The organism is Frigoribacterium sp. Leaf415, assembly GCF_001424645.1.
In the GTDB taxonomy this organism is placed as follows: domain Bacteria; phylum Actinomycetota; class Actinomycetes; order Actinomycetales; family Microbacteriaceae; genus Frigoribacterium.
In genome coordinates this window covers 1,243,879-1,262,792 of sequence record NZ_LMQR01000001.1, presented here as the reverse complement: position 1 = coordinate 1,262,792, position 18,914 = coordinate 1,243,879, and the positions used below count along the sequence as shown (strand labels likewise).

The 18,914-nt window shown below is 68.8% G+C and carries 19 protein-coding genes; 7 read left to right on the top strand and 12 right to left on the bottom strand.

The genetic code is table 11. The features are described from left to right. The first annotated feature begins 6 nt into the window (after positions 1 to 6). Together ctaD and ASG28_RS05795 are read left to right on the top strand one after the other, a co-directional pair. Positions 7 to 1,752 (top strand): aa3-type cytochrome oxidase subunit I, encoded by a 1,746-nt coding sequence (gene ctaD, locus ASG28_RS05800; RefSeq protein WP_082454413.1) that lies wholly within the window; start codon positions 7 to 9, stop codon positions 1,750 to 1,752. 5 nt (positions 1,753 to 1,757) lie between these two features. Continuing rightward, positions 1,758 to 2,174, top strand: coding sequence for a cytochrome c oxidase subunit 4 (locus ASG28_RS05795; protein WP_054146161.1), 417 nt, complete (start codon positions 1,758 to 1,760; stop codon positions 2,172 to 2,174). A 1,338-nt stretch (positions 2,175 to 3,512) separates the two neighbouring features. Here ASG28_RS05795 and qcrB read toward each other — a convergent pair. From qcrB to ctaE, 4 genes are read right to left on the bottom strand one after another with little or no spacing between them, the layout of a single operon-like run. Continuing rightward, entirely contained in the window at positions 3,513 to 5,123 is a 1,611-nt protein-coding gene (gene qcrB / locus ASG28_RS05790; RefSeq protein ID WP_055977003.1) for a cytochrome bc1 complex cytochrome b subunit, read from the bottom strand. 47 nt (positions 5,124 to 5,170) lie between these two features. Next, positions 5,171 to 6,238 (bottom strand): cytochrome bc1 complex Rieske iron-sulfur subunit, encoded by a 1,068-nt coding sequence (qcrA, locus tag ASG28_RS05785; protein WP_043594939.1) that lies wholly within the window; start codon positions 6,236 to 6,238, stop codon positions 5,171 to 5,173. A gap of 37 nt (positions 6,239 to 6,275) precedes the next feature. Next, complete coding sequence (gene qcrC, locus ASG28_RS05780) at positions 6,276 to 7,091, bottom strand: cytochrome bc1 complex diheme cytochrome c subunit (protein ID WP_054146200.1); 816 nt, start codon at positions 7,089 to 7,091, stop codon at positions 6,276 to 6,278. A gap of 21 nt (positions 7,092 to 7,112) precedes the next feature. Continuing rightward, entirely contained in the window at positions 7,113 to 7,757 is a 645-nt protein-coding gene (gene ctaE / locus ASG28_RS05775; RefSeq protein ID WP_082059958.1) for an aa3-type cytochrome oxidase subunit III, read from the bottom strand. Between the two features lie 106 nt (positions 7,758 to 7,863). Here ctaE and trpD point away from each other — a divergent pair, with 106 nt between their 5' ends. Then, a complete protein-coding gene (trpD, locus tag ASG28_RS05770; protein WP_055972989.1) occupies positions 7,864 to 8,919 on the top strand; it encodes an anthranilate phosphoribosyltransferase in 1,056 nt (351 codons plus the stop codon). Between the two features lie 78 nt (positions 8,920 to 8,997). On the opposite strand, the gene glpK is transcribed toward trpD, so the two are convergent. Beyond that, entirely contained in the window at positions 8,998 to 10,518 is a 1,521-nt protein-coding gene (glpK, locus tag ASG28_RS05765) for a glycerol kinase GlpK (protein WP_043594942.1), read from the bottom strand. 157 nt (positions 10,519 to 10,675) lie between these two features. Next, positions 10,676 to 11,413: an MIP/aquaporin family protein gene (locus ASG28_RS05760; RefSeq protein ID WP_082383341.1), complete on the bottom strand. Its 738-nt coding sequence runs from the start codon at positions 11,411 to 11,413 to the stop codon at positions 10,676 to 10,678. Between the two features lie 198 nt (positions 11,414 to 11,611). Here ASG28_RS05760 and dhaK point away from each other — a divergent pair, with 198 nt between their 5' ends. The 3 genes from dhaK (at position 11,612) to dhaM (ending at position 14,057) form a co-directional block, all read left to right on the top strand. Further along, positions 11,612 to 12,613 (top strand): dihydroxyacetone kinase subunit DhaK, encoded by a 1,002-nt coding sequence (gene dhaK / locus ASG28_RS05755; RefSeq protein ID WP_055972986.1) that lies wholly within the window; start codon positions 11,612 to 11,614, stop codon positions 12,611 to 12,613. A 104-nt stretch (positions 12,614 to 12,717) separates the two neighbouring features. After that, positions 12,718 to 13,368 (top strand): dihydroxyacetone kinase subunit DhaL, encoded by a 651-nt coding sequence (gene dhaL, locus ASG28_RS05750; protein ID WP_055972983.1) that lies wholly within the window; start codon positions 12,718 to 12,720, stop codon positions 13,366 to 13,368. Positions 13,369 to 13,370: 2 nt separating this feature from the next. Then, a complete protein-coding gene (gene dhaM, locus ASG28_RS05745; protein WP_055972979.1) occupies positions 13,371 to 14,057 on the top strand; it encodes a dihydroxyacetone kinase phosphoryl donor subunit DhaM in 687 nt (228 codons plus the stop codon). 72 nt (positions 14,058 to 14,129) lie between these two features. Here the strand turns inward: dhaM and ASG28_RS05740 are convergent, their stop codons facing one another. The 6 genes from ASG28_RS05740 to ASG28_RS05715 all read right to left on the bottom strand — a co-directional run bounded on the left by ASG28_RS05740 (position 14,130) and on the right by ASG28_RS05715 (position 18,311). After that, positions 14,130 to 14,894, bottom strand: a complete 765-nt coding sequence (locus tag ASG28_RS05740; protein WP_082454411.1) for a pyrimidine reductase family protein — start codon at positions 14,892 to 14,894, stop codon at positions 14,130 to 14,132. Continuing rightward, positions 14,891 to 15,832 carry a dihydropteroate synthase gene (folP, locus tag ASG28_RS05735; protein WP_055972976.1) on the bottom strand — a complete coding sequence of 314 codons (942 nt, stop codon included), beginning with the start codon at positions 15,830 to 15,832 and terminating at the stop codon, positions 14,891 to 14,893. The genes ASG28_RS05740 and folP overlap by 4 nt, the downstream gene beginning before the upstream one ends. Beyond that, positions 15,825 to 16,412, bottom strand: coding sequence for a GTP cyclohydrolase I FolE (gene folE, locus ASG28_RS05730; protein WP_055972973.1), 588 nt, complete (start codon positions 16,410 to 16,412; stop codon positions 15,825 to 15,827). The genes folP and folE overlap by 8 nt, the downstream gene beginning before the upstream one ends. 12 nt (positions 16,413 to 16,424) lie before the next feature. Next, the gene (locus ASG28_RS05725) at positions 16,425 to 16,925 is read right to left on the bottom strand and encodes a hypothetical protein (protein ID WP_055972970.1); all 501 of its coding nucleotides are present in this window, start codon (positions 16,923 to 16,925) and stop codon (positions 16,425 to 16,427) included. Between the two features lie 140 nt (positions 16,926 to 17,065). After that, positions 17,066 to 17,530 carry an NUDIX hydrolase gene (locus tag ASG28_RS05720; RefSeq protein WP_055972967.1) on the bottom strand — a complete coding sequence of 155 codons (465 nt, stop codon included), beginning with the start codon at positions 17,528 to 17,530 and terminating at the stop codon, positions 17,066 to 17,068. A 13-nt stretch (positions 17,531 to 17,543) separates the two neighbouring features. Further along, entirely contained in the window at positions 17,544 to 18,311 is a 768-nt protein-coding gene (locus ASG28_RS05715; protein WP_055972962.1) for an SDR family oxidoreductase, read from the bottom strand. A 123-nt stretch (positions 18,312 to 18,434) separates the two neighbouring features. Between ASG28_RS05715 and ASG28_RS05710 the strand changes: the two genes are divergently transcribed. After that, positions 18,435 to 18,914: an NfeD family protein gene (locus tag ASG28_RS05710; protein WP_055972959.1), complete on the top strand. Its 480-nt coding sequence runs from the start codon at positions 18,435 to 18,437 to the stop codon at positions 18,912 to 18,914.

Below are 18,914 nucleotides of genomic sequence, written 5' to 3'. Positions count from 1 at the left end.
GGTTCGATGAGCTCAGCCACCGCCACCCGCCCCACCACCGGTGGGACCTCGTCCGGTCAGAACTTCGGCGCCTCGAAGGTCGGCCGCAAGGGCAACGTCGTCGTCAACTGGATCACGTCGACCGACCACAAGACCATCGGGTACATGTACCTGATCACGTCGTTCCTCTTCTTCTGCCTCGGCGGGGTCATGGCATTGATCATCCGCGCACAGCTCTTCGCCCCGGGCCTCGAGATCGTCGCCACCAAGGAGCAGTACAACCAGCTCTTCACGATGCACGGCACGATCATGTTGCTCATGTTCGCGACCCCCCTGTTCTCGGGCTTCGCGAACGTCCTGATGCCGCTGCAGATCGGTGCGCCGGACGTCGCGTTCCCCCGACTGAACGGCTTCGCCTTCTGGCTCTACTCCTTCGGCTCGATCATCGCCGTCGCCGGCTTCCTCACCCCGCAGGGTGCGGCGTCGTTCGGTTGGTTCGCCTATGCGCCCCTGAGTGACACGACGTTCTCTCCGGGACTGGGCGGAAACCTGTGGGTGTTCGGTCTCGGCCTCACCGGCTTCAGCACGATCCTCGGTTCGGTCAACTTCATCACTACGATCGTCTCGATGCGCGCACCGGGCATGACCATGTGGCGCATGCCCATCTTCACCTGGAACACCCTGATCACCTCGATCCTCGTGATCATGGCCTTCCCGGTGTTGGCCGCGGCTCTCTTCGGCCTCGGCTTCGACCGCGTCTTCGACGCGCAGGTCTTCAACCCCGCCAACGGTGGCGCCATCCTCTGGCAGCACCTGTTCTGGTTCTTCGGTCACCCCGAGGTCTACATCATCGCCCTGCCGTTCTTCGGCATCGTGTCCGAGGTGTTCCCGGTCTTCAGCCGCAAGCCGATCTTCGGGTACAAGACCCTCGTCTACGCCACCATCTCGATCGCGGCCCTGTCCGTGACGGTCTGGGCGCACCACATGTACGTCACCGGCTCCGTCCTGCTGCCGTTCTTCTCCCTGATGACGATGCTCATCGCGGTCCCCACCGGTGTGAAGATCTTCAACTGGATCGGCACGATGTGGCGCGGCTCGGTCACCTTCGAGACGCCGATGCTCTGGGCGATCGGCTTCCTGATCACCTTCACCTTCGGTGGCCTCACCGGCGTGATCCTGGCGTCGCCCCCGCTCGACTTCCACGTGTCCGACACGTACTTCGTCGTGGCGCACTTCCACTACGTGGTCTTCGGCACGGTCGTCTTCGCCATGTTCTCCGGCTTCTACTTCTGGTGGCCGAAGTGGACGGGCAAGATGCTCAACGAGCGTCTCGGCAAGATCCACTTCTGGATGCTGTTCATCGGTTTCCACACGACGTTCCTCGTGCAGCACTGGCTCGGCGTCATGGGCATGCCCCGTCGCTACGCCACGTACCAGCCCGAAGACCACTTCACGTGGATGAACCAGCTCTCGACCATCGGGGCCATGTTGCTCGGTGTCTCGATCCTGCCGTTCCTCTACAACGTGTACATCACGGCTCGTCGTGCACCCAAGGTCGAGGTCAACGACCCGTGGGGTTACTCACGTTCGCTCGAGTGGGCGACGTCGTGCCCGCCGCCGCGACACAACTTCACGTCGATCCCGCGCATCCGTTCCGAGTCGCCGGCATTCGACCTGAACCACCCCGAGGCCGGACTGCCCGTCGGCATCGGGCCGGTGAAGGACGCACCTGACGCACCCACGTACGACGCGTCCAGCGAGAAAGTGAAGTAACCCCGATGAAGACCAACGCGACGCTGTTCTGGATCCTCGCGATCTTCTTCTTCCTCATGTGCGCGGTCTACGTGCTCTGGAGCCTGCTCGACACCGGTCAGGTCGAATGGGCCGGCACGCTCGGCATCGGGCTGGCCGGCATGCTCGGGGCCTTCCTGGCGTTCTACATGGGCCGCTCGCACGCCACCCAGGGCGGCGAACTCCCCGAAGACCGTCTGGACGCCAACATCGACGACGGTGACCCCGAGATGGGCTTCTTCAGCCCGTGGTCGTGGTGGCCCATCATCCTCGCTGCTGGTTGCTCCCTCATCTTCCTGGCGTTGGCCGTGGGCATGTGGATCATCTACATCGGTGCGGCCCTGACGGCCGTGGCTCTCGTCGGCTGGGTCTACGAGTACTACCGCGGCAACTTCGCACACTAGTTCGCCTGCTCGTTCGAGCGGAAAGGGCGTCGGTCTTCGGACCGGCGCCCTTCGTCGTCTCGCGTCCGGCGCGAGTCTCACCACGTCAGCTTCTTGGGAGCGCCATCGGCCGTCGGTCATGAACCTGACGGTCTTCACGACGTCAGCCCAGCGACTGAGGGTGGACCCACGAGACCAGTTGGTAGCGCGGGTCCTGACGGCCCTGGTGACGACGGCAGCAGACGCTGCTGCCGGGGCCCTCGAGCCCGACGCCCTGGGCGGCAGAGTGGGCGAGCCCGGCCGTACCGCGGGCGGCGCACCAGGCCGTACCGCGGGCGGCGCACGAGGCCGTACCGTGCGCGGCGCACCAGGCCGTACCGTGGGGGAGGGGCCGCATCGCGGGCGGCGGGCCAGGCCGTACCGTGGGGGGCGAGGCCGCATCGCGCGCGGCGCACCAGGCGGTGACGTGGGGGAGAAGCCTCTTCGGTGAGGCAGGGGCCAGGTCTTCCGACGTCTGCTGCATGCCAAACTTCTCGCCGCCGCAGGTCCGAGCGACTACTCGACCCGGGATGCTTGTTACGCGACGAGCGACCGGCCTGAGGGCCGTGACCGTCCGCTCGGTTGGCCGGTCTCCGGGCAGTCGACAGAGGCCGCGCGCATTTCGTTCACCGGCAGTCGGTCACGCCCATAGAGCAGCCACGACGCCTTGCACCTCATCCGCCGAGGGAATCGCCTTCGGCGCGACCAGGAGCGACTCACCGGGACGTGGGGACCGGCGGGACCAAGCTCTGCGAGGCGAGGTCCGAGGCTGCCGTCAGATGAGGTCAGGCGCCGTGGCTCCCGGGAGGTCGAGCCTGTGTCTGCTCACTGCCCGGGACGAACCAGCGGCTACAGGGCCGAGTCACGTCCTGTCGACGACAAGCGCCGGCATGGAGACCGCGAGCGGGGGAGGGGTCTGTCGTGATCCTCGACTGCGGACGCCAGGGGGCCAGCTGGGGTTCGGGCGGACAAGGAGGAGGACAGGAGCCCGTCGAGCGGGGAAGGTCACCCTGGTGGCCTCGTGGACGGGGCGAAACGAAAGGGCCCTGGCCGGCCCCCGGTAGCCCACCACGCGTAGCGAATGTCGTGAAGGCGTCCGAGAGCTGCCGAAGCTGGAGAACTCTTCGCGACGGGGTGGGACTGGTCGCCTCTGTCGTCGGACGTCTCTCCGGGGTGCGTGCCTGACCAGCAGTGGCTGAGCCGGAGGGGTAGCCCGGGGCTCCCCCCGAGCACCGCCAAGGGGGGCGTGCCGGCCTCCTCAGGGAATGCCGAAGGCCCGGCTGCACAGAGCGTGCAACCGGGCCTGGGGACTGGCGAAGGTCAGTGGCCTTCGTCGTGGTGCGATGCCTCGATCTCGGAACGCTTCACCGGAGCGATGCGGTCCTCAAAGAAGAACGACGATGCCGACGCACGCGCCCGCTGCAGGGCCGTGATCTTCCCGTTGGCGTTCGGACGGACCATGAGGGGCTCGTACTCGTTGAAGTCGAGCAGACGCCAGCGCTCGTACTCGTCGAGCTGCTCGTGCACCTCGATGTACTCGCCACCCGGCAGACGGACGATGCGTCCCGACTCGTAGCCGTGCAGAGCGATCTCGCGGTCCTTCTTCTGAAGGGCGAGGCATACACGCTTCGTGACCCAGAAGGCGATGAACGGACCGAGGATCAGCGCTGCCTGGCAGGCGTGGATCACGTAGTTCAACGACAGGTGGAAGTGGGTCGCCATGATGTCCGAGCTCGCCGCCGCCCAGAGGCTGGCATAGAACACGATGCCGGCCGCACCGATGGCGGTGCGTGTCGGGGCGTTGCGCGGTCGGTCGAGGATGTGGTGCTCGCGCTTGTCCCCGGTCACCCAGGCCTCGAAGAACGGGTAGAGCAGGACCACGACGATGAAGAGACCGAGCACCGTGATCGGCACGAGGATGTTCATCGAGACCGTGTAGCCGAAGGCGACGAACTCCCAACCCGGGGGCACGAGGCGCAGGGCCCCGTCGGCGAAGCCGATGTACCAGTCAGGCTGGGTACCTGCCGACACGGGGGAGGGATCGTAGGGCCCGTAGTTCCAGATGGGGTTGATCGTGAACAGCGAGGCGATCAGGACGATCACGCCGAAGACGATGAAGAAGAACCCACCGGCCTTCGCAGCGAACACGGGCATGACCGGGACGCCCACGACGTTCTGGTTCGTCTTGCCGGGACCGGCGAACTGCGTGTGCTTGTTGATGATCAGCAGCAGCAGGTGCACGCCCAGCAGGGCGATCAACAGCGCCGGCAGCAGCATGATGTGCAGCGAGTAGAAGCGGCCGACCATGTCGGTCCCCGGGAACTCACCACCGAACACGAGGTACGAGATCCAGACGCCGATCACGGGGATGCCCTTGATCATGCCGTCGATGATGCGCGCACCGTTGCCCGAGAGCAGGTCGTCGGGAAGCGAGTACCCGGTGAAGCCCTCGGCCATGGCGAGGATCCACAGCGTGAATCCCACGACCCAGTTGATTTCGCGGGGCTTGCGGAACGCACCGGTGAAGTACACGCGCAGCATGTGGAGCATGATCGCCGCGACGAACAGCAGGGCCGCCCAGTGGTGGATCTGCCGGAACAGCAGACCACCGCGGATGTCGAACGAGATGTCGAGCGTCGACGCCATGGCGGCCGACATGTTGAGGCCCTTGAGCGGAACGTACGAACCGTTGTAGTTGACCTCGGCCATCGACGGCTGGAAGAAGAACGTCAGGAACGTGCCCGAGAGCAGGATGACGACGAATGAGTACAGCGCGACCTCGCCCAACATGAACGACCAGTGGTCGGGGAAGATCTTGCGACCCACCTCTTTGACCAGGCCGGACATGCTCGTTCGCTCGTCGATGTAGTTCGCCGTGGCGCCGAGGAATTTGTTGGTCTTCGTCGGGGCGAAGGCCGGAGCCTTGCCGATGTTGTCCGACGTGGCCGGTTCGGCACCCTGTGCCGGGGTGGTGGTGATCACTTTTCGCGCTCCCAGAAGCTCGGGCCCACAGGTTCGTGGAAGTCGCTCTGCGCGACGAGGTACCCGTCGGCGTCGACCGTGATGGGCAGCTGCGGCAGGGGGCGTTTGGCGGGCCCGAAGATCACTTCGCAGTTGTTCGTCACGTCGAACGTGGACTGGTGGCAGGGGCAGAGCAGGTGGTGTGTCTGCTGTTCGTAGAGGGCCACGGGGCACCCGACGTGCGTGCAGATCTTCGAGTAGGCGACGATTCCGTCGTACTGCCAGTCTTCGCGTCCTTCGGCCGGATTGAGATCTTCCGGCTTGAGGCGCATGAGAAGGACGGCCGCTTTGGCTTTCTCTTCGAGCAGGTGTTCTGATTCGTTGAGGTTCTCGGGGATGACGTGGAACACCGATCCGAGGGTGACGTCCGACGCCTTGATGCGGGTGCCGGATGGGTCGGCGGCGAGGTGCATGCCCTCTTCCCACAGCGTGTGGCGCAGGACCGCATTGGGATCTTCGGCCGGTGCGAGGTCGCGGAACAGCACGACGGCCGGCAGGGGAGTCGCGACGAGGGCACCGATCAGGCTGTTGCGGATGAGCGACCGGCGACCGAATCCACTTTCGTGATTGCCCAACGCGAAGACCTCGACGGCCTTCTCACGCGTCGGCTCGGAGCCGCGCGTGTCGTGGCGCATCTCGGTGATCTCTCGAGCCGGCATGAGCGTCTTGGACCAGTGCACCGCGCCGATTCCGACCGAGAGCAGTCCGAGGGCGATGCCGAGACCGAGGAACAGGTTGTTGAGTCGGACCGAACCCGAGTCGCCCGACGTGATGGGGAATGCGACGTAGGCGCCGATGGCGGCGATGCTGCCGACGATCGACAGGAAGAAGAACAGGCTGACCTGGCGTTCGGCACGCTTCTCGACCTTGGGGTCGATGTCGGTCACGCGATCGCGGTGCGGCGGCTCACCCGGGTTCTGGAACACGTCGGACGTCACGACCGCCGTGCCGGCCGAGACCTGTCGAGGCTCGCGCTTCTCGACAGCCGAGCCCGCCGTGGGGGCCTCGTCGTCGTGCTCTGCCATTGATTCTGCCTTTCGTGAAGTACGGAGAGAACGCGGGTCAGTTCGACCGGGCGGTCAGCCAGATGGTGATCGCGACGATCGCACCGAGCCCGAAGATCCAGATGAAGAGACCTTCGGCGACGGGGCCGAGGCTCCCGAGCTCGAATCCACCCGGGGACGGGTTGTTCTCGACGTACTTGAGGTACGTGATGATGTCGGCCTTGTCTTGGGGCGACAGGTTGAGGTCGTTGAAGACCGGCATGTTCTGCGGGCCCGTCTGCATGGCCTCGTAGATGTGGTGGGCCGTCACGCCGTCGAGTGCGGGAGCGAACTTGCCCTGGGTGAGTGCCCCACCCGCGCCGGCCACGTTGTGGCACATGGCGCAGTTGATGCGGAACAGCTCGGCACCGTTGGTCGTGTCGCCGTCGGCCTGGAGCAATGACTCGTCGGGGATCGCGGGACCGGGGGCCAGCGACGCGACGTAGGCGGCCATGGCGGCGACCTGCTCGTCGGAGAACTGCGTCGGCTTCTGTTCGGCCTGCGGACCGTTGACTGCCATGGGCATGCGGCCCGTGCCGACCTGGAAGTCGACCGAGGCGGCCCCGACGCCGATCAGGCTCGGACCGCTGTCGGTGCCGGCCGCGCTCAGGCCGTGGCAGGTCGCGCAGTTCGAGGCGAAGAGCTTCTGGCCCTCGTCGATGCTCTGCTGCGAGGTCGCGGTCGCGCTGCTCTCGTCCGCCGAGGCGGTCGAGGAGAAGAGCGCGTAGGCACCGCCCGTGGTGAGCAGACCGACCAGCAGCAGGGAGGCGGTGGCGACGGGGCCGCGACGGCCGGCCTTCTTGGTGCGTCGGGAGGACGAGGTTCTCGTGAACATGCTGTGCAGACGATCCAATGCCTATTTGAGGAGGTAGATGACGATGAAGAGGCCGATCCAGACCACGTCGACGAAGTGCCAGTAGTACGACACCACGATGGCCGTGGTCGCCTCTTTGTGCCCGAAGTTCTTGACTGCGTAGGCGCGACCGATGGTGAGCAGGAAGGCGATCAGACCACCGATGACGTGTGCCCCGTGGAAGCCGGTCGTCATGTAGAAGGCCGAGCCGTAGGCGCTCGAGCTGAGGGTGACGTGCTCGGAGATCAGGGTGGCGTACTCGAAGACCTGACCGCAGACGAAGACCGCACCCATGGCGTAGGTGAGGAAGAACCACTCGACCATGCCCCATCGACTGACCTGGAACAGGCGGCCCGTGCGGTGCGGCTGCATGCGCTCGGCGGCGAACACGCCGAACTGGCAGGCGACCGAGGACAGCACCAGGGTGATGGTGTTGGTCAGCGCGAACGGCACGTTGTGCAGCGCCGTCTGATCGGCCCAGAGGCCGGGAGACGTCGAGCGAAGCGTGAAGTAGATCGCGAAGAGGCCGGCGAAGAACATGACCTCGCTGCCGAGCCACACGATGGTGCCCACGGCAACCGTGCTGGGTCGATTGACGACAGGGCCGCCAGAAGGTCTCGAGAGAGAGGTACTTGTCACGAGGTCCATTATGCCTGGTAAGTCGCTTTGGGTTTGCGCTCGAAACCCCGGGTCGGGAATTTCCCTTGACGCCGAGACATCGAAGTGTCTTATGCTCCGCCGGTAGCCTGGGACCATGACCTCCGAGCTCACCTGGCCCTCGATCATCGACGCGCTCCTCACCGGGCGCGACCTCTCGATCAGCGAGGCCACGTGGTCCATGGAGCAGGTCATGACGGGCGACGTCACCCCTGCCCAGCTCGGAGCCTTCCTGGTCGCCCTCCGTGCCAAGGGCGAGACGGTGGACGAGATCGTCGGCTTCCGCGACGCCGTCCTCGCCCACGCCGTGCCCCTTCCGGTCGACAGCATGGCGGTCGACATCGTCGGGACGGGTGGTGACCGCTTCGGGACGGTGAACGTCTCGACCATGGCCTCGGTCGTCGTGGCGGCGACCGGGGTGCCGGTCATCAAGCACGGCAACCGGGCGGCGAGCTCGTCGTCCGGCTCGTCGGACGTGCTGTCGGCCCTCGGCATCGACCTGACCATCGGGGCCGACCGTGTGGCGGAGGTCTTGCGCGAGGCGGGGTTGACCTTCGCCTTCGCCGCCGCATTCCACCCGGGTTTCGGCAACGCCGCCGCCGTGCGTCGCGAGATCGGCGTCCCGACGGTCTTCAACTTCCTGGGTCCCCTCGTGAACCCGGCCCGCCCCGAGGCGAGCGCCGTCGGCGTCGCGTCGCTCGACAAGGTGCCGCTGATCGTCGGCGTGTTCCAGACGCGCGGCGCGACCGCACTCGTGTTCCGCGGCGACGACGGCCTCGACGAATTGACCACGACGGGTCACAGCCACATCTGGGAGGTCACCGGGGGCTCGGTGACCGAGCACGACCTCGATCCACTCGAGTTCGGCATCCCTCGCGCGCGCATCTCCGACCTCGTCGGCGGGGACGCGGCGCACAACGCGGGCATCGCCCGTCAGGTCCTGGCGGGGGAGCGCGGTCCGGTCCGCGACATCGTGCTGCTCAACGCCGCGGCCGGACTGGTGGCCTACGGGCTGGCGGCCGACCCGGGCCAGCGCGAACGGCCGCTCCTCGCTCGCTTCCGGGAGCAGCTGGACGTCGCGGCCCGGGCCGTCGACTCGGGCGCGGCGATCGCGAAACTGGACCAGTGGGTGGCGGCGACCCGCGCCTCCTGAGACGCACCGCGCCTCCTCGTCCTGAGGGGGTGGACGACGAAGGGCCCGTCCGGTCGGACGGGCCCTTCGCGCGGGGGATCAGTTGACGTCGTCGTCGACCCAGTCGAAGGTCTTCGTGACGGCCTTCTTCCAGAGACGCAGCGTGCGGTCACGCTCGTCGGCGTCGATGTTCGGGGTCCAGCGCTTGTCCTCCTGCCAGTTGGCACGGAGGTCGTCGAGGGTCTCCCAGAAGCCGACCGCGAGACCGGCCGCGTAGGCCGCGCCGAGCGCGGTGGTCTCGGCGACCACCGGGCGGACGACCGGGACGTCGAGGATGTCGGCCTGGAACTGCATGAGAGCGTCGTTGGCGGTCATGCCACCGTCGACCTTGAGCTCGGTCAGGTCGACGCCCGAGTCGGCGTTGACCGCGTCGAGCACCTCACGGGTCTGGAACGCGGTCGCCTCGAGGGCGGCACGAGCGATGTGGCCCTTGTTGACGTAGCGGGTGAGGCCCACGAGGGCGCCTCGCGCGTCCGAACGCCAGTAGGGCGCGAACAGACCCGAGAACGCGGGCACGAAGTAGACCCCGCCGTTGTCCTCGACGGTCTTGGCCAGCTCTTCTACCTCGGGGGCCGAGCCGATCATGCCCAGGTTGTCGCGCAGCCACTGGATCAGCGAGCCCGTGACGGCGATCGACCCTTCGAGGGCGTAGTGCGGTGCGGCGTCGCCGAGCTTGTAGCCGAGCGTCGTGAGCAGCCCGTTCTTCGAGTGGACGATCTCTTCGCCCGTGTTGAAGATCAGGAAGTTGCCGGTGCCGTATGTGTTCTTCGACTCGCCCTGGTCGAACGCGGCCTGACCGAACGTGGCGGCCTGCTGGTCGCCGAGGATGCCGGCGATGGGCACCTCGCGCAGCAGGCTCGAGGCCTCGACCGTGCCGTACACCTCGGACGAGCTCTTGATCTCGGGGAGCATCGACCTCGGCACGTCGAACGCCTCGAGGATGTCGTCGCGCCACTCGAGCGTCTCGAGGTCCATGAAGAGGGTGCGCGAGGCGTTCGTGACGTCGGTGACGTGGACGCCGCCGTCGGTGCCACCGGTGAGGTTCCAGAGGACCCAGGTGTCGGTCGTGCCGAACAGCAGGTCGCCGGCCTCGGCCTTCTCACGGGCGCCCTCGACGTTCTCGAGGATCCAGACGACCTTCGTGCCCGAGAAGTAGGTCGCGAGCGGCAGGCCGACGATGGGCTTGAAGCGCTCGACGCCTCCGTCGGCGGCCAGGCGGTCGACGATGGGTTGCGTGCGGGTGTCCTGCCAGACGATGGCGTTGTACACGGCCTTGCCGGTGGTCTTGTCCCAGACCACGGCGGTCTCGCGCTGGTTGGTGATGCCGACGGCCTTGATGTTGTGGCGCGTGATGTCGGCGCGGGAGAGGGCCTGACCGATGACCTCGCGGGTGTTCTCCCAGATCTCGGCGGGGTCGTGCTCGACCCAGCCGGCGCGGGGGAAGATCTGCTCGTGCTCCTTCTGGCCGGTGGCCACGATCGAACCCGAGTGGTCGAAGATGATGGCGCGGGTGCTGGTGGTTCCCTGGTCGATGGCCAGGACGTAGTCGGTGTCGCTCACGGGTGGAACTCCTTCGTCGTTGATGGATGCAGCTCGCACGGAGGCTCGGGTCGGTCCATTCGAGCGGACGGGCCCGAGCCTCTGCTGGGAGCGGGTGGATCGATCGGCGTCGGGCGGCCCGGGGGAGCCGGCCTCGACCGATCAGTGGGTCGCCGGGTCAGGCGGCGAGGGGGAGGAGCGGGAAGGACAGCAGTGCGGCGAGGGCACCGCCGACGAGAGGGCCGACGACCGGCACCCAGGCGTAGGACCAGTCGCTGCCGCCCTTGCCCTTGATGGGCAGGAACGCGTGGGCGATGCGGGGTCCGAGGTCACGGGCGGGGTTGATGGCGTAGCCGGTGGGGCCACCGAGCGAGGCGCCGATGCCGACCACGAGCAGCGCGACGGCCAGGCCGCCGAGCGGGCCGAGGTTGGCGGCGTTCGGGGAGGCACCGTTGGTGATCGCGATGATCGTGAAGACCAGGACGAAGGTGCCGATGATCTCGGTCACGAGGTTCCAGCCGTAGTTGCGGATCGCAGGGCCGGTCGAGAACACGCCCAGCTTCGTGGCGGGGTCGGGCTCGTCGTCGAAGTGCTGCTTGTAGGCCAGCCAGACGACGACCGCACCGATGATGGCACCGACCATCTGCGCCGCGACGTAGACCAGGAACGCGGCGAAGGTGATGTTGCCGAGGATGAGTTGCGCGATGCTGACGGCCGGGTTCAGGTGTGCCCCGGACGAGTACGAGGCCAGGATGCCGACGAAGACCGCGAGGCCCCAGCCGAAGTTGACCATGAGCGTGCCGCCGTTGAAGCCCTTCGTCTTCGTGAGGGCGACGTTGGCGACGACTCCGCCACCGAGGGTGAGCAGCAATGCGGTGCCCACCGTTTCTGAAAGAAAAATCAATCCCAGGTTCACGTCGACCTTCCTTGTCGTACGGCGGGGCGACAGTGCACCCGCGGTGAGCGTGTGTCAACACCTTAGTGCTGTGATCACATGCGACGAGAAGGAAAGATCAGGTGTTTGCACATATGTGCATCCGGGGGTGCCGGGAGTAGGTTGAGCGGCAGCCTGGTGCACCCGAGCACCCTCCCCGGCGCCGAGAAAGGGACTTCGATGAAGAAGCTCATCAACGATCCGTCCGACGTCGTCGACGAGGCCGTCGCCGGCTTCGGCGCTGCGCACGCCGACCTCGTGGTCGTCTCCCACGATCCGACGTTCGTCCGCCGTTCGGCGGCTCCCGTGCCGGGCAAGGTCGCACTCGTCAGCGGTGGCGGCAGCGGTCACGAGCCCCTGCACGCGGGGTTCGTCGGCCTCGGCATGCTGTCGGCCGCGGTGCCGGGCCCGGTCTTCACGTCGCCCACGCCCGATCCGATCGTCGCCGCCACGCAGGCCGTGGACGCCGGGGCAGGCGTGCTCTACATCGTCAAGAACTACACGGGCGACGTGCTCAACTTCGAGACGGCGGCCGACCTCGCCGAGGCCGAGGGCATCACGGTCCGGACGGTGCTCGTCGACGACGACGTCGCGGTCAAGGACTCGCTGTACACCGCCGGCCGTCGAGGAGTCGCCGGAACGGTCGTGGTCGAGAAGACCGCAGGGGCCGCCGCCGAGCGGGGCGACTCCCTCGACGCCGTCGCCGAGGTGGCCCGACGGACGAACGCGGCGACCCGGTCGATGGGCGTCGCGCTCTCGGCGGGCACGGTCCCGCACGCCGGTGAGCCGAGCTTCACCCTGGCCGACGACGAGGTCGAGATCGGGATCGGCATCCACGGTGAACCCGGCCGTGAGCGCATCCCCCTCGAGCCGGTCGACGCCATCGTCGACCGCCTGCTCGACGCCGTCACCGACGATCTGGGGCTCGCCTCCGGCGAGCGGGTGCTGCTCTTCGTGAACGGCATGGGAGGCACGCCTCTCGTCGAGCTGTACATCGCCTACCGCCGGGCGGCCGAGGCCCTCGAGGCGCGAGGCGTCGAGGTCTACCGCAGCCTGGTCGGCTCGTACGTCACGTCGCTCGAGATGCAGGGCATGTCGATCACGCTGACCCGCCTGGACGACGAGCTGACCGAGCTCTGGGACGCCCCGGTCGAGACCGTGGCGTTGCGCCGGGGCCGATAGACGTCCGCCCGGACCCCGGACCCCGGACCCCGGACCCCGGACCCCGGAGCCCCGACCGCGGGCGCAGCACCGCATGACCGCACCACGAGAGGAACGACCACCGCATGACACTCGACGCCACCTGGACCCGGGCCTGGATCGATCGGACGGCCGACGTCGTCGCCGCCGAGCACACGGCACTCAGCGAGCTCGACCGGCAGATCGGCGACGGCGACCACGGTGAGAACCTGTTGCGGGGCTTCACCGCCGTCCGGGCCAAGCTCGCCGACCTCCCCGCCGACGCGACGCCCGGAGCCGCGCTCAAGCTCGTTGCCACGACCCTCATCTCGACGGTGGGGGGCGCCTCGGGCCCCCTGCTCGGCACGGCGTACCTCAAGGGGTCGGCGGCGCTGGGCGACGCCACCGAGCTGGACGCGGAGGCGCTGGTCGCCTTCCTCACGGCGGCCCGCGACGGCGTCGTGCTGAGAGGCAAGGCGGAGGTCGGCGACAAGACCATGATCGACGCGTGGACCCCGGCCGTCGACGCGGCGGCCGCGGCCGCCGCGGACGGAGCGTCTCCCGCGGCCGTCCTCCGCGCCGCAGCCGACGCCGCGGCGACCGGTGCCGCGTCGACCGAACCCCTCGTCGCCCGCAAGGGTCGAGCCAGCTACCTCGGCGAGCGTGCCGTGGGTCACCGTGACCCCGGCGCGCAGTCGTCGTCCCTCATCATCGCCGCGGCGGCCGACGCCGCCGACGGCTCGAGCAAGGAGTCCTGAGCATGCCCACCATCGGAATCGTCGTCGTCTCGCACAGTGCCAAGATCGCCGAGGGCGTGGTCGACCTGGCCCGCCAGATGGCCCCCACGACCACCCTCGTGGCTGCCGGAGGGACCGACGACGGGTCCGTCGGCACCAGCTTCGACAAGATCTCCGCCGCCCTCGCCGAGGCATCGCGAGGCGGCGGAGCCGTGGTGCTCTGCGACCTCGGCTCCGCCATCCTCACGAGCGAGACGGCCGTCGACTTCCTCGACGACGCCGACAAGCAGCGCGTGGTCATCGCCGACGCCCCTCTGGTCGAAGGCACGGTGGCCGCGGCCGTCTCCGCCGAGACCGGGGGAGACCTCGAGGCCGTCGCGGCGGCGGCCCGGACGGCCACCGGCGTCGCCGACGCCCATGCCGACGAGCGCGACCTCCGCGGTGGCGACGCCGTCGAGCGTTCGGCCGTGCTCGTCAACGCGTCGGGGCTGCACGCCCGCCCGGCCGCCGACCTCGTCACCCACGCGTCGCGGTTCCAGGCCGACGTCACGGTGAACGGCGTCGACGCCAAGAGCCTGTTGCGCATCATGGGGTTGAACGTGGGCGTCGGTTCGACGGTGGCCGTGATGGCGACCGGCCCGGACGCCGCGGCCGCCGTGGACGACCTCATCACGCTGATCGAGGGCGGCTTCGGCGAGAAGGCGAGGTGATCGGACGCGGACACCGCGCCTCCTGACCTCGGGGGTCGCCGCCTGACCTCGGGGTCGTGGGGGTGCCGGGGGTCAGCGTCGTCGCGACCACTTCGTCAGCAGCATGTCGCCCGACAGCAGGACGTGGTCGAGGGCGAGGCCGCGCAGCGCCATGGCCTCACGAGCCGCGACGATGCGCGGCCCGGCCCCGCCCTCGAGGTTCGGCGAGACGGTGAGGCACAGTTCGTCGACGACGTCGGCGGCGACCAGGTCGCCGAGCAACGCCGGCCCGCCCTCGGTGTGGATCTGCGGCAGTCCCCGCTCGACCAGGGCCCGGACGAGGAGGCGCGGGTCGACCCGGTCGCGACCGCACGACACGACGTCGGCGACCTCGTCGAGGCGGGACCGAGCCGCGCGAGGTGCCTCGTCGTGGGTGAGGACGAGGGGCCGGACGGGCGCATCGGCGAACACGTCCGTCGTCGGGTCGAGCCCGAGCCGCCCGGAGACGAGGGCGAAGACAGGATGATCGGGCAGGCCGGCCTCGCGCCGCCAGGCCACAGCCTCGTCGCCGAGCCGCATCGGGCCGTAACCCTCGTCGCGGACCGTGCCCGCACCGACCACGACGACGTCGGAGAGCTGACGCAACAGGTCGAAGACGAGCAGGTCGGCGGGGCCGCCCAGGTCGCGGGTCCGTCCGGAGGCCGTTGCCGAGCCGTCGACGCTCGCGACGAAGTTCGCCCGCACGCGAGGCGTCGTCCGGTCGTGGGGCCGGTGGAGATCGACGAGGTCGTCGACGGTCAGTGCACCACCGCCCGCCGGGGGAGCGGGATGCAGTTGCGAGATGGCGGTCGCGGTCACGAGACGTCCTCGGCGACGTTGTGGCGCTCGACGACGGGGTCGCGCCAGCCGAGGATCGCCTCGATCATGCGGACGGCGTCGACGCTGGCCCGGACGTCGTGCATCCGGACGATGCGCGCGCCCTGCAGCACGCTCATCGTGGCCGCCGCGAGCGAGCCGGCCAGGCGGTCGGGTTTGTCGCGACCGAGCGACTCGCCGACGAAGTCCTTGTTGGACACCGCGGCGAGCGTCGGGTGGCCCAGGGCGGCCACCTCGGACAGGCGCCGGGTGAGTTCGAGCGAGTGCCGGGTCGTCTTGTTCAGGTCGTGCCCCGGGTCGACGACGAGTCGGTCGTCGGGCACCCCGTGGGCGCGGGCCACGTCGACCCGCCGCGCGAGGAACTCGACGACCTCGGCGACGACGTCGTCGTAGTGCGGCCGGGGATGCGGGCGTCGGGGTGCGGCCAGGCTGTGGGTGACGACCAGCGTGGCGCCGCTGTCGGCGACCACGTCGGCCAACCGAGGGTCGTGGAGCCCCGTGGTGTCGTTGACGACGTGGGCCCCGGCGGCGACGACGCGTTCGGCGACCTCGGGGCGGAAGGTGTCGACCGAGATCACGACGTCCGAGCGACTCGCGAGCGCTTCCACCACGGGCAGGACCCGGTCGAGTTCGTCGGACGCGGACAGCTCGGGCCCGGGCGCGAAGGGGACGCCCCCGATGTCGACCCAGTCGGCGCCCGCCGCGGCCGCGTCCACGGCGGCCTGCACGGCGCGGTCGAGGGCGAAGGTCGCACCCCGGTCGAAGAACGAGTCGGGCGTGCGGTTCACGATCGCCATCACCGCGACCTGGCGGGAGAAGTCGAAGGTCCGCGACCCGATGCGCCGTCGGGGCACGAGCAGAGGGGGCAGGGCGAGCCCGGGGGAGTCGGCATCGACGGGCTGCGCCGCGGCCTCACGCACGAGGCGCGCCGATCAGGGCGACCGCCTCGGCCCGCGCCGACGCCTCGGAAAGGACGCCCCGGCTCGCGAGCGTCACCGTCGTGCTGCCGGTCTGGCGGGGGCCCCGGGTCGTGACGCACCCGTGCGAGGCGTCGAGCACCACGAGGACGCCGTCCGGCCGGGCGCCCGCCTGCACGGCCTCGGCGATCTCCTCGCCGAGGCGCTCCTGGAGCTGGGGGCGCGAGGCCACGGCGTCGACCACCCGGGGGAGCGCGCCCAACCCGACGATCGTCTCGCCCGGCACGTAGGCCACGTGCGCGACGCCGACGAAGGGCAACAGATGGTGCTCGCACACCGACCGGAACGAGATGTCGCGGACGATCACGACCTCGCCGAGTTGATGGGCCTCGGCCGGGACGGTGGCCTGGCGGACGAGATCGGCCGCGTCGACGGACAGACCGGAGAAGAACTCGGCGTAGGCGTCGGCCACGCGTCGAGGGGTGGACTCGAGCCCAGGACGGTCGACGTCCTCACCGATCGCGGCGAGCAGTTCGAGCACGGCGGCCTCGATGCGGGGCCGGTCGATGGACGGGGGAGTCATCGGACCATCTTCTCAGGCGACGGGGTCGGCCGCGGCGTCGTTCTCGTCCGCGCCCGGTGTCGTCGATTCGCGGGGGAGCGCCTCGTGGTGCCGCCGTCCGTGGCTGCGCCGCGCCTCCTTCATCTCGGCCTCGAAGAGATGCCTCTTGCCGCCCGCGAGAGAATCACGTATGTTCTGCTCATGGTCGCGGAACGCGGCGTAGTACCCGTCGTCGTAGTCCTCGACGATCTGGTAGGTCCAGCGGCCCTCCACGACGTTGCGACCGACGAGGTCCCGATCGAGCAGGTCCGCGACCTCGTCGTGGCCGGCTCGACGGAGCGACTCGACGGCGTCGCCGAGTGCCAGGTCGGCCTTGCCGGTCAGTCGGTGGAATCCGTAGAGGAATCCTCGGGCCTGCTCGACGATCTCGAGCGCGGCCGAGAGTTCGCCGAGCGCCGCGACGGTGTCGTCGTCGAGCCCGTCGGGTCGGCGGTGCGCGTCGTCGGGCGGTGTGTGGGTCGCATCGGTCGTCATGCGACCAGGCAACTCCGAGGAGGCGCGGTGTGCGTCAGCGGGGAGCGGTTCCGTCGCCCGATTCCCGGTTACTTGACATAATGTGCATTATCAGTCATCGATCGCGATGCCGGAAGGGGTGTGCGGGCGCCCTCCGACCCCTAGGCGCCGGACGATCCGTCCAGCACCTCGCGCAGCAGGTCGGCCAGGTCGCCGGGCTCGACCGGCTCGTCGATGGTCGTCAGCTCGTCGAGGCCGAACCAGCGCGACTCGAGGATGTCTGTTCGCTCGTCGTCGGTCCAGTCGTCGTCGACGACCTCGAAGTGCGGCAGGCGGACGACGAAGAACTCCGCGTGACCGTGCGTGTGGTCGGCGTCGTCCCAGGCCACCTCGAAGTCGTCCACGCGCACGACGTCGCCGACCTCGGTGACCACCTGGCCGGTCTCTTCGTGCAGCTCGCGGACGGCCGCCTCGACATGGGTCTCGCCCGGGTCGACACCGCCACCCGGGGTGATCCAGCGCGCCGACCGACTGGTGTCGGGCGCCACCGTCTTCATCAGCAGCACTCGGTCGTCCCCGTCGAGGACGAGGAGGCGCGAGGTCGGTCGGACGATGCGCTCGGTCACGAAGTGCCCCGGCTCAGACGATCGGCGCGAAGTCGCTGGTGTCGCCCACCAGTCGGGTGTGGTCGGCCGGGACGGGGTCGACGGCGGCCGATGCGACCTCGGCGGCGAACTCGGCGACGTTGTACAGCTTGCCCGCGCTCTCTTTCCGCGAGGAGATGGCCCCGGGATTCGACCGTTCGAGCAGGGTCGCCGTGATCGTGCCCTCGATCATGTCGCCCGAGACCACGACGAACTCGACGCCCGCGTTCTCGAGCTGCGGCAGCATCTCGCGCAGGGCGTCTTCGCCGGCGCGCTTGCTCAGGGCGACGGGAAGGTACTCGGGCATCGTCTCGGTCGTGCGGATGAAGTGGGCCTGGTGGCTCGTGACGAAGACGACGCGCGAGCCCGGGGCGAGCAGCGGCAGGGCCGCGGTCAACAGCGCCACCTGGGCGTCGCGGTTCAGCTTGAGCGCGTAGTCCTCGGCCATGCCCGTCTCCATGCCGCCCGAGGCGTTCATGACGAGGACGTCGAGGCCGCCCCAGGCCTCGCGCACGGTCTCGAACATCGTCGCCAGGCTGGCCTCGTCGGTCAGGTCGGCCCCGATGGCGATCGCCTCGCCGCCGGCCTCCTCGATCTTCGAGACGAGCTGCAGCGCGCGCTTCTCCTTGTTGCGGTAGTTCACGACGACCTTGGCGCCGGCCTCGGCGAAGTAGCGCACGGTGTCGGCGCCGATCCCCCGGGACGACCCGGTGACCAGGACTCGGGCTCCTGCGAGGGACTCTGCGGCGAGGGGGTTGGACAAGGCGTGCTCCAGACTGTGCGGGGATCGATCGGCCCGTGGACCGGACTCGACCCTACCAATCCCCCTCGTCACCGTCGGTGGTGGGTGGTAGTTTCCATAACAGGGGAACGAGAGAAGGTCGACATGGACGTCCTGAACGATTACGCATGGGTCGCGTGGATCGCGCTCATCCTGGTGTTCGTCATCGTCGAGGTGACGACGCTCGAGTTCACCTTCCTCATGCTGGCCATCGGCAGCGTCGGCGGTCTGCTCGCCGGACTCTTCGGCGCCCCGTGGTGGCTGCAGGCGATCATCGCCGGCGTCCTCGCCGTCCTGCTGCTGTTCACGGTGCGGCCGCCGCTGCTCCGGGCGCTCCGCCGCGGGGGCGATCCGACCCCCAGCAACGTCGAGGCGCTGCTCGGGCTGCGCGGCACGGTCGTCGTGCCCATCGGCTCCGACCCGGGTCAGGTGAAGCTGTCGAACGGCGAGACCTGGACGGCACGGGTGCTGTCCTCCCTTGCGACGTCGGCGGGCGCCGACCTCGCACTCGACACCGGGTCCCCGGTCGTCGTGACCGCCATCGAGGGGTCGACGGCGTTCGTCGCCCCCGCAGAGAGGTCCTGA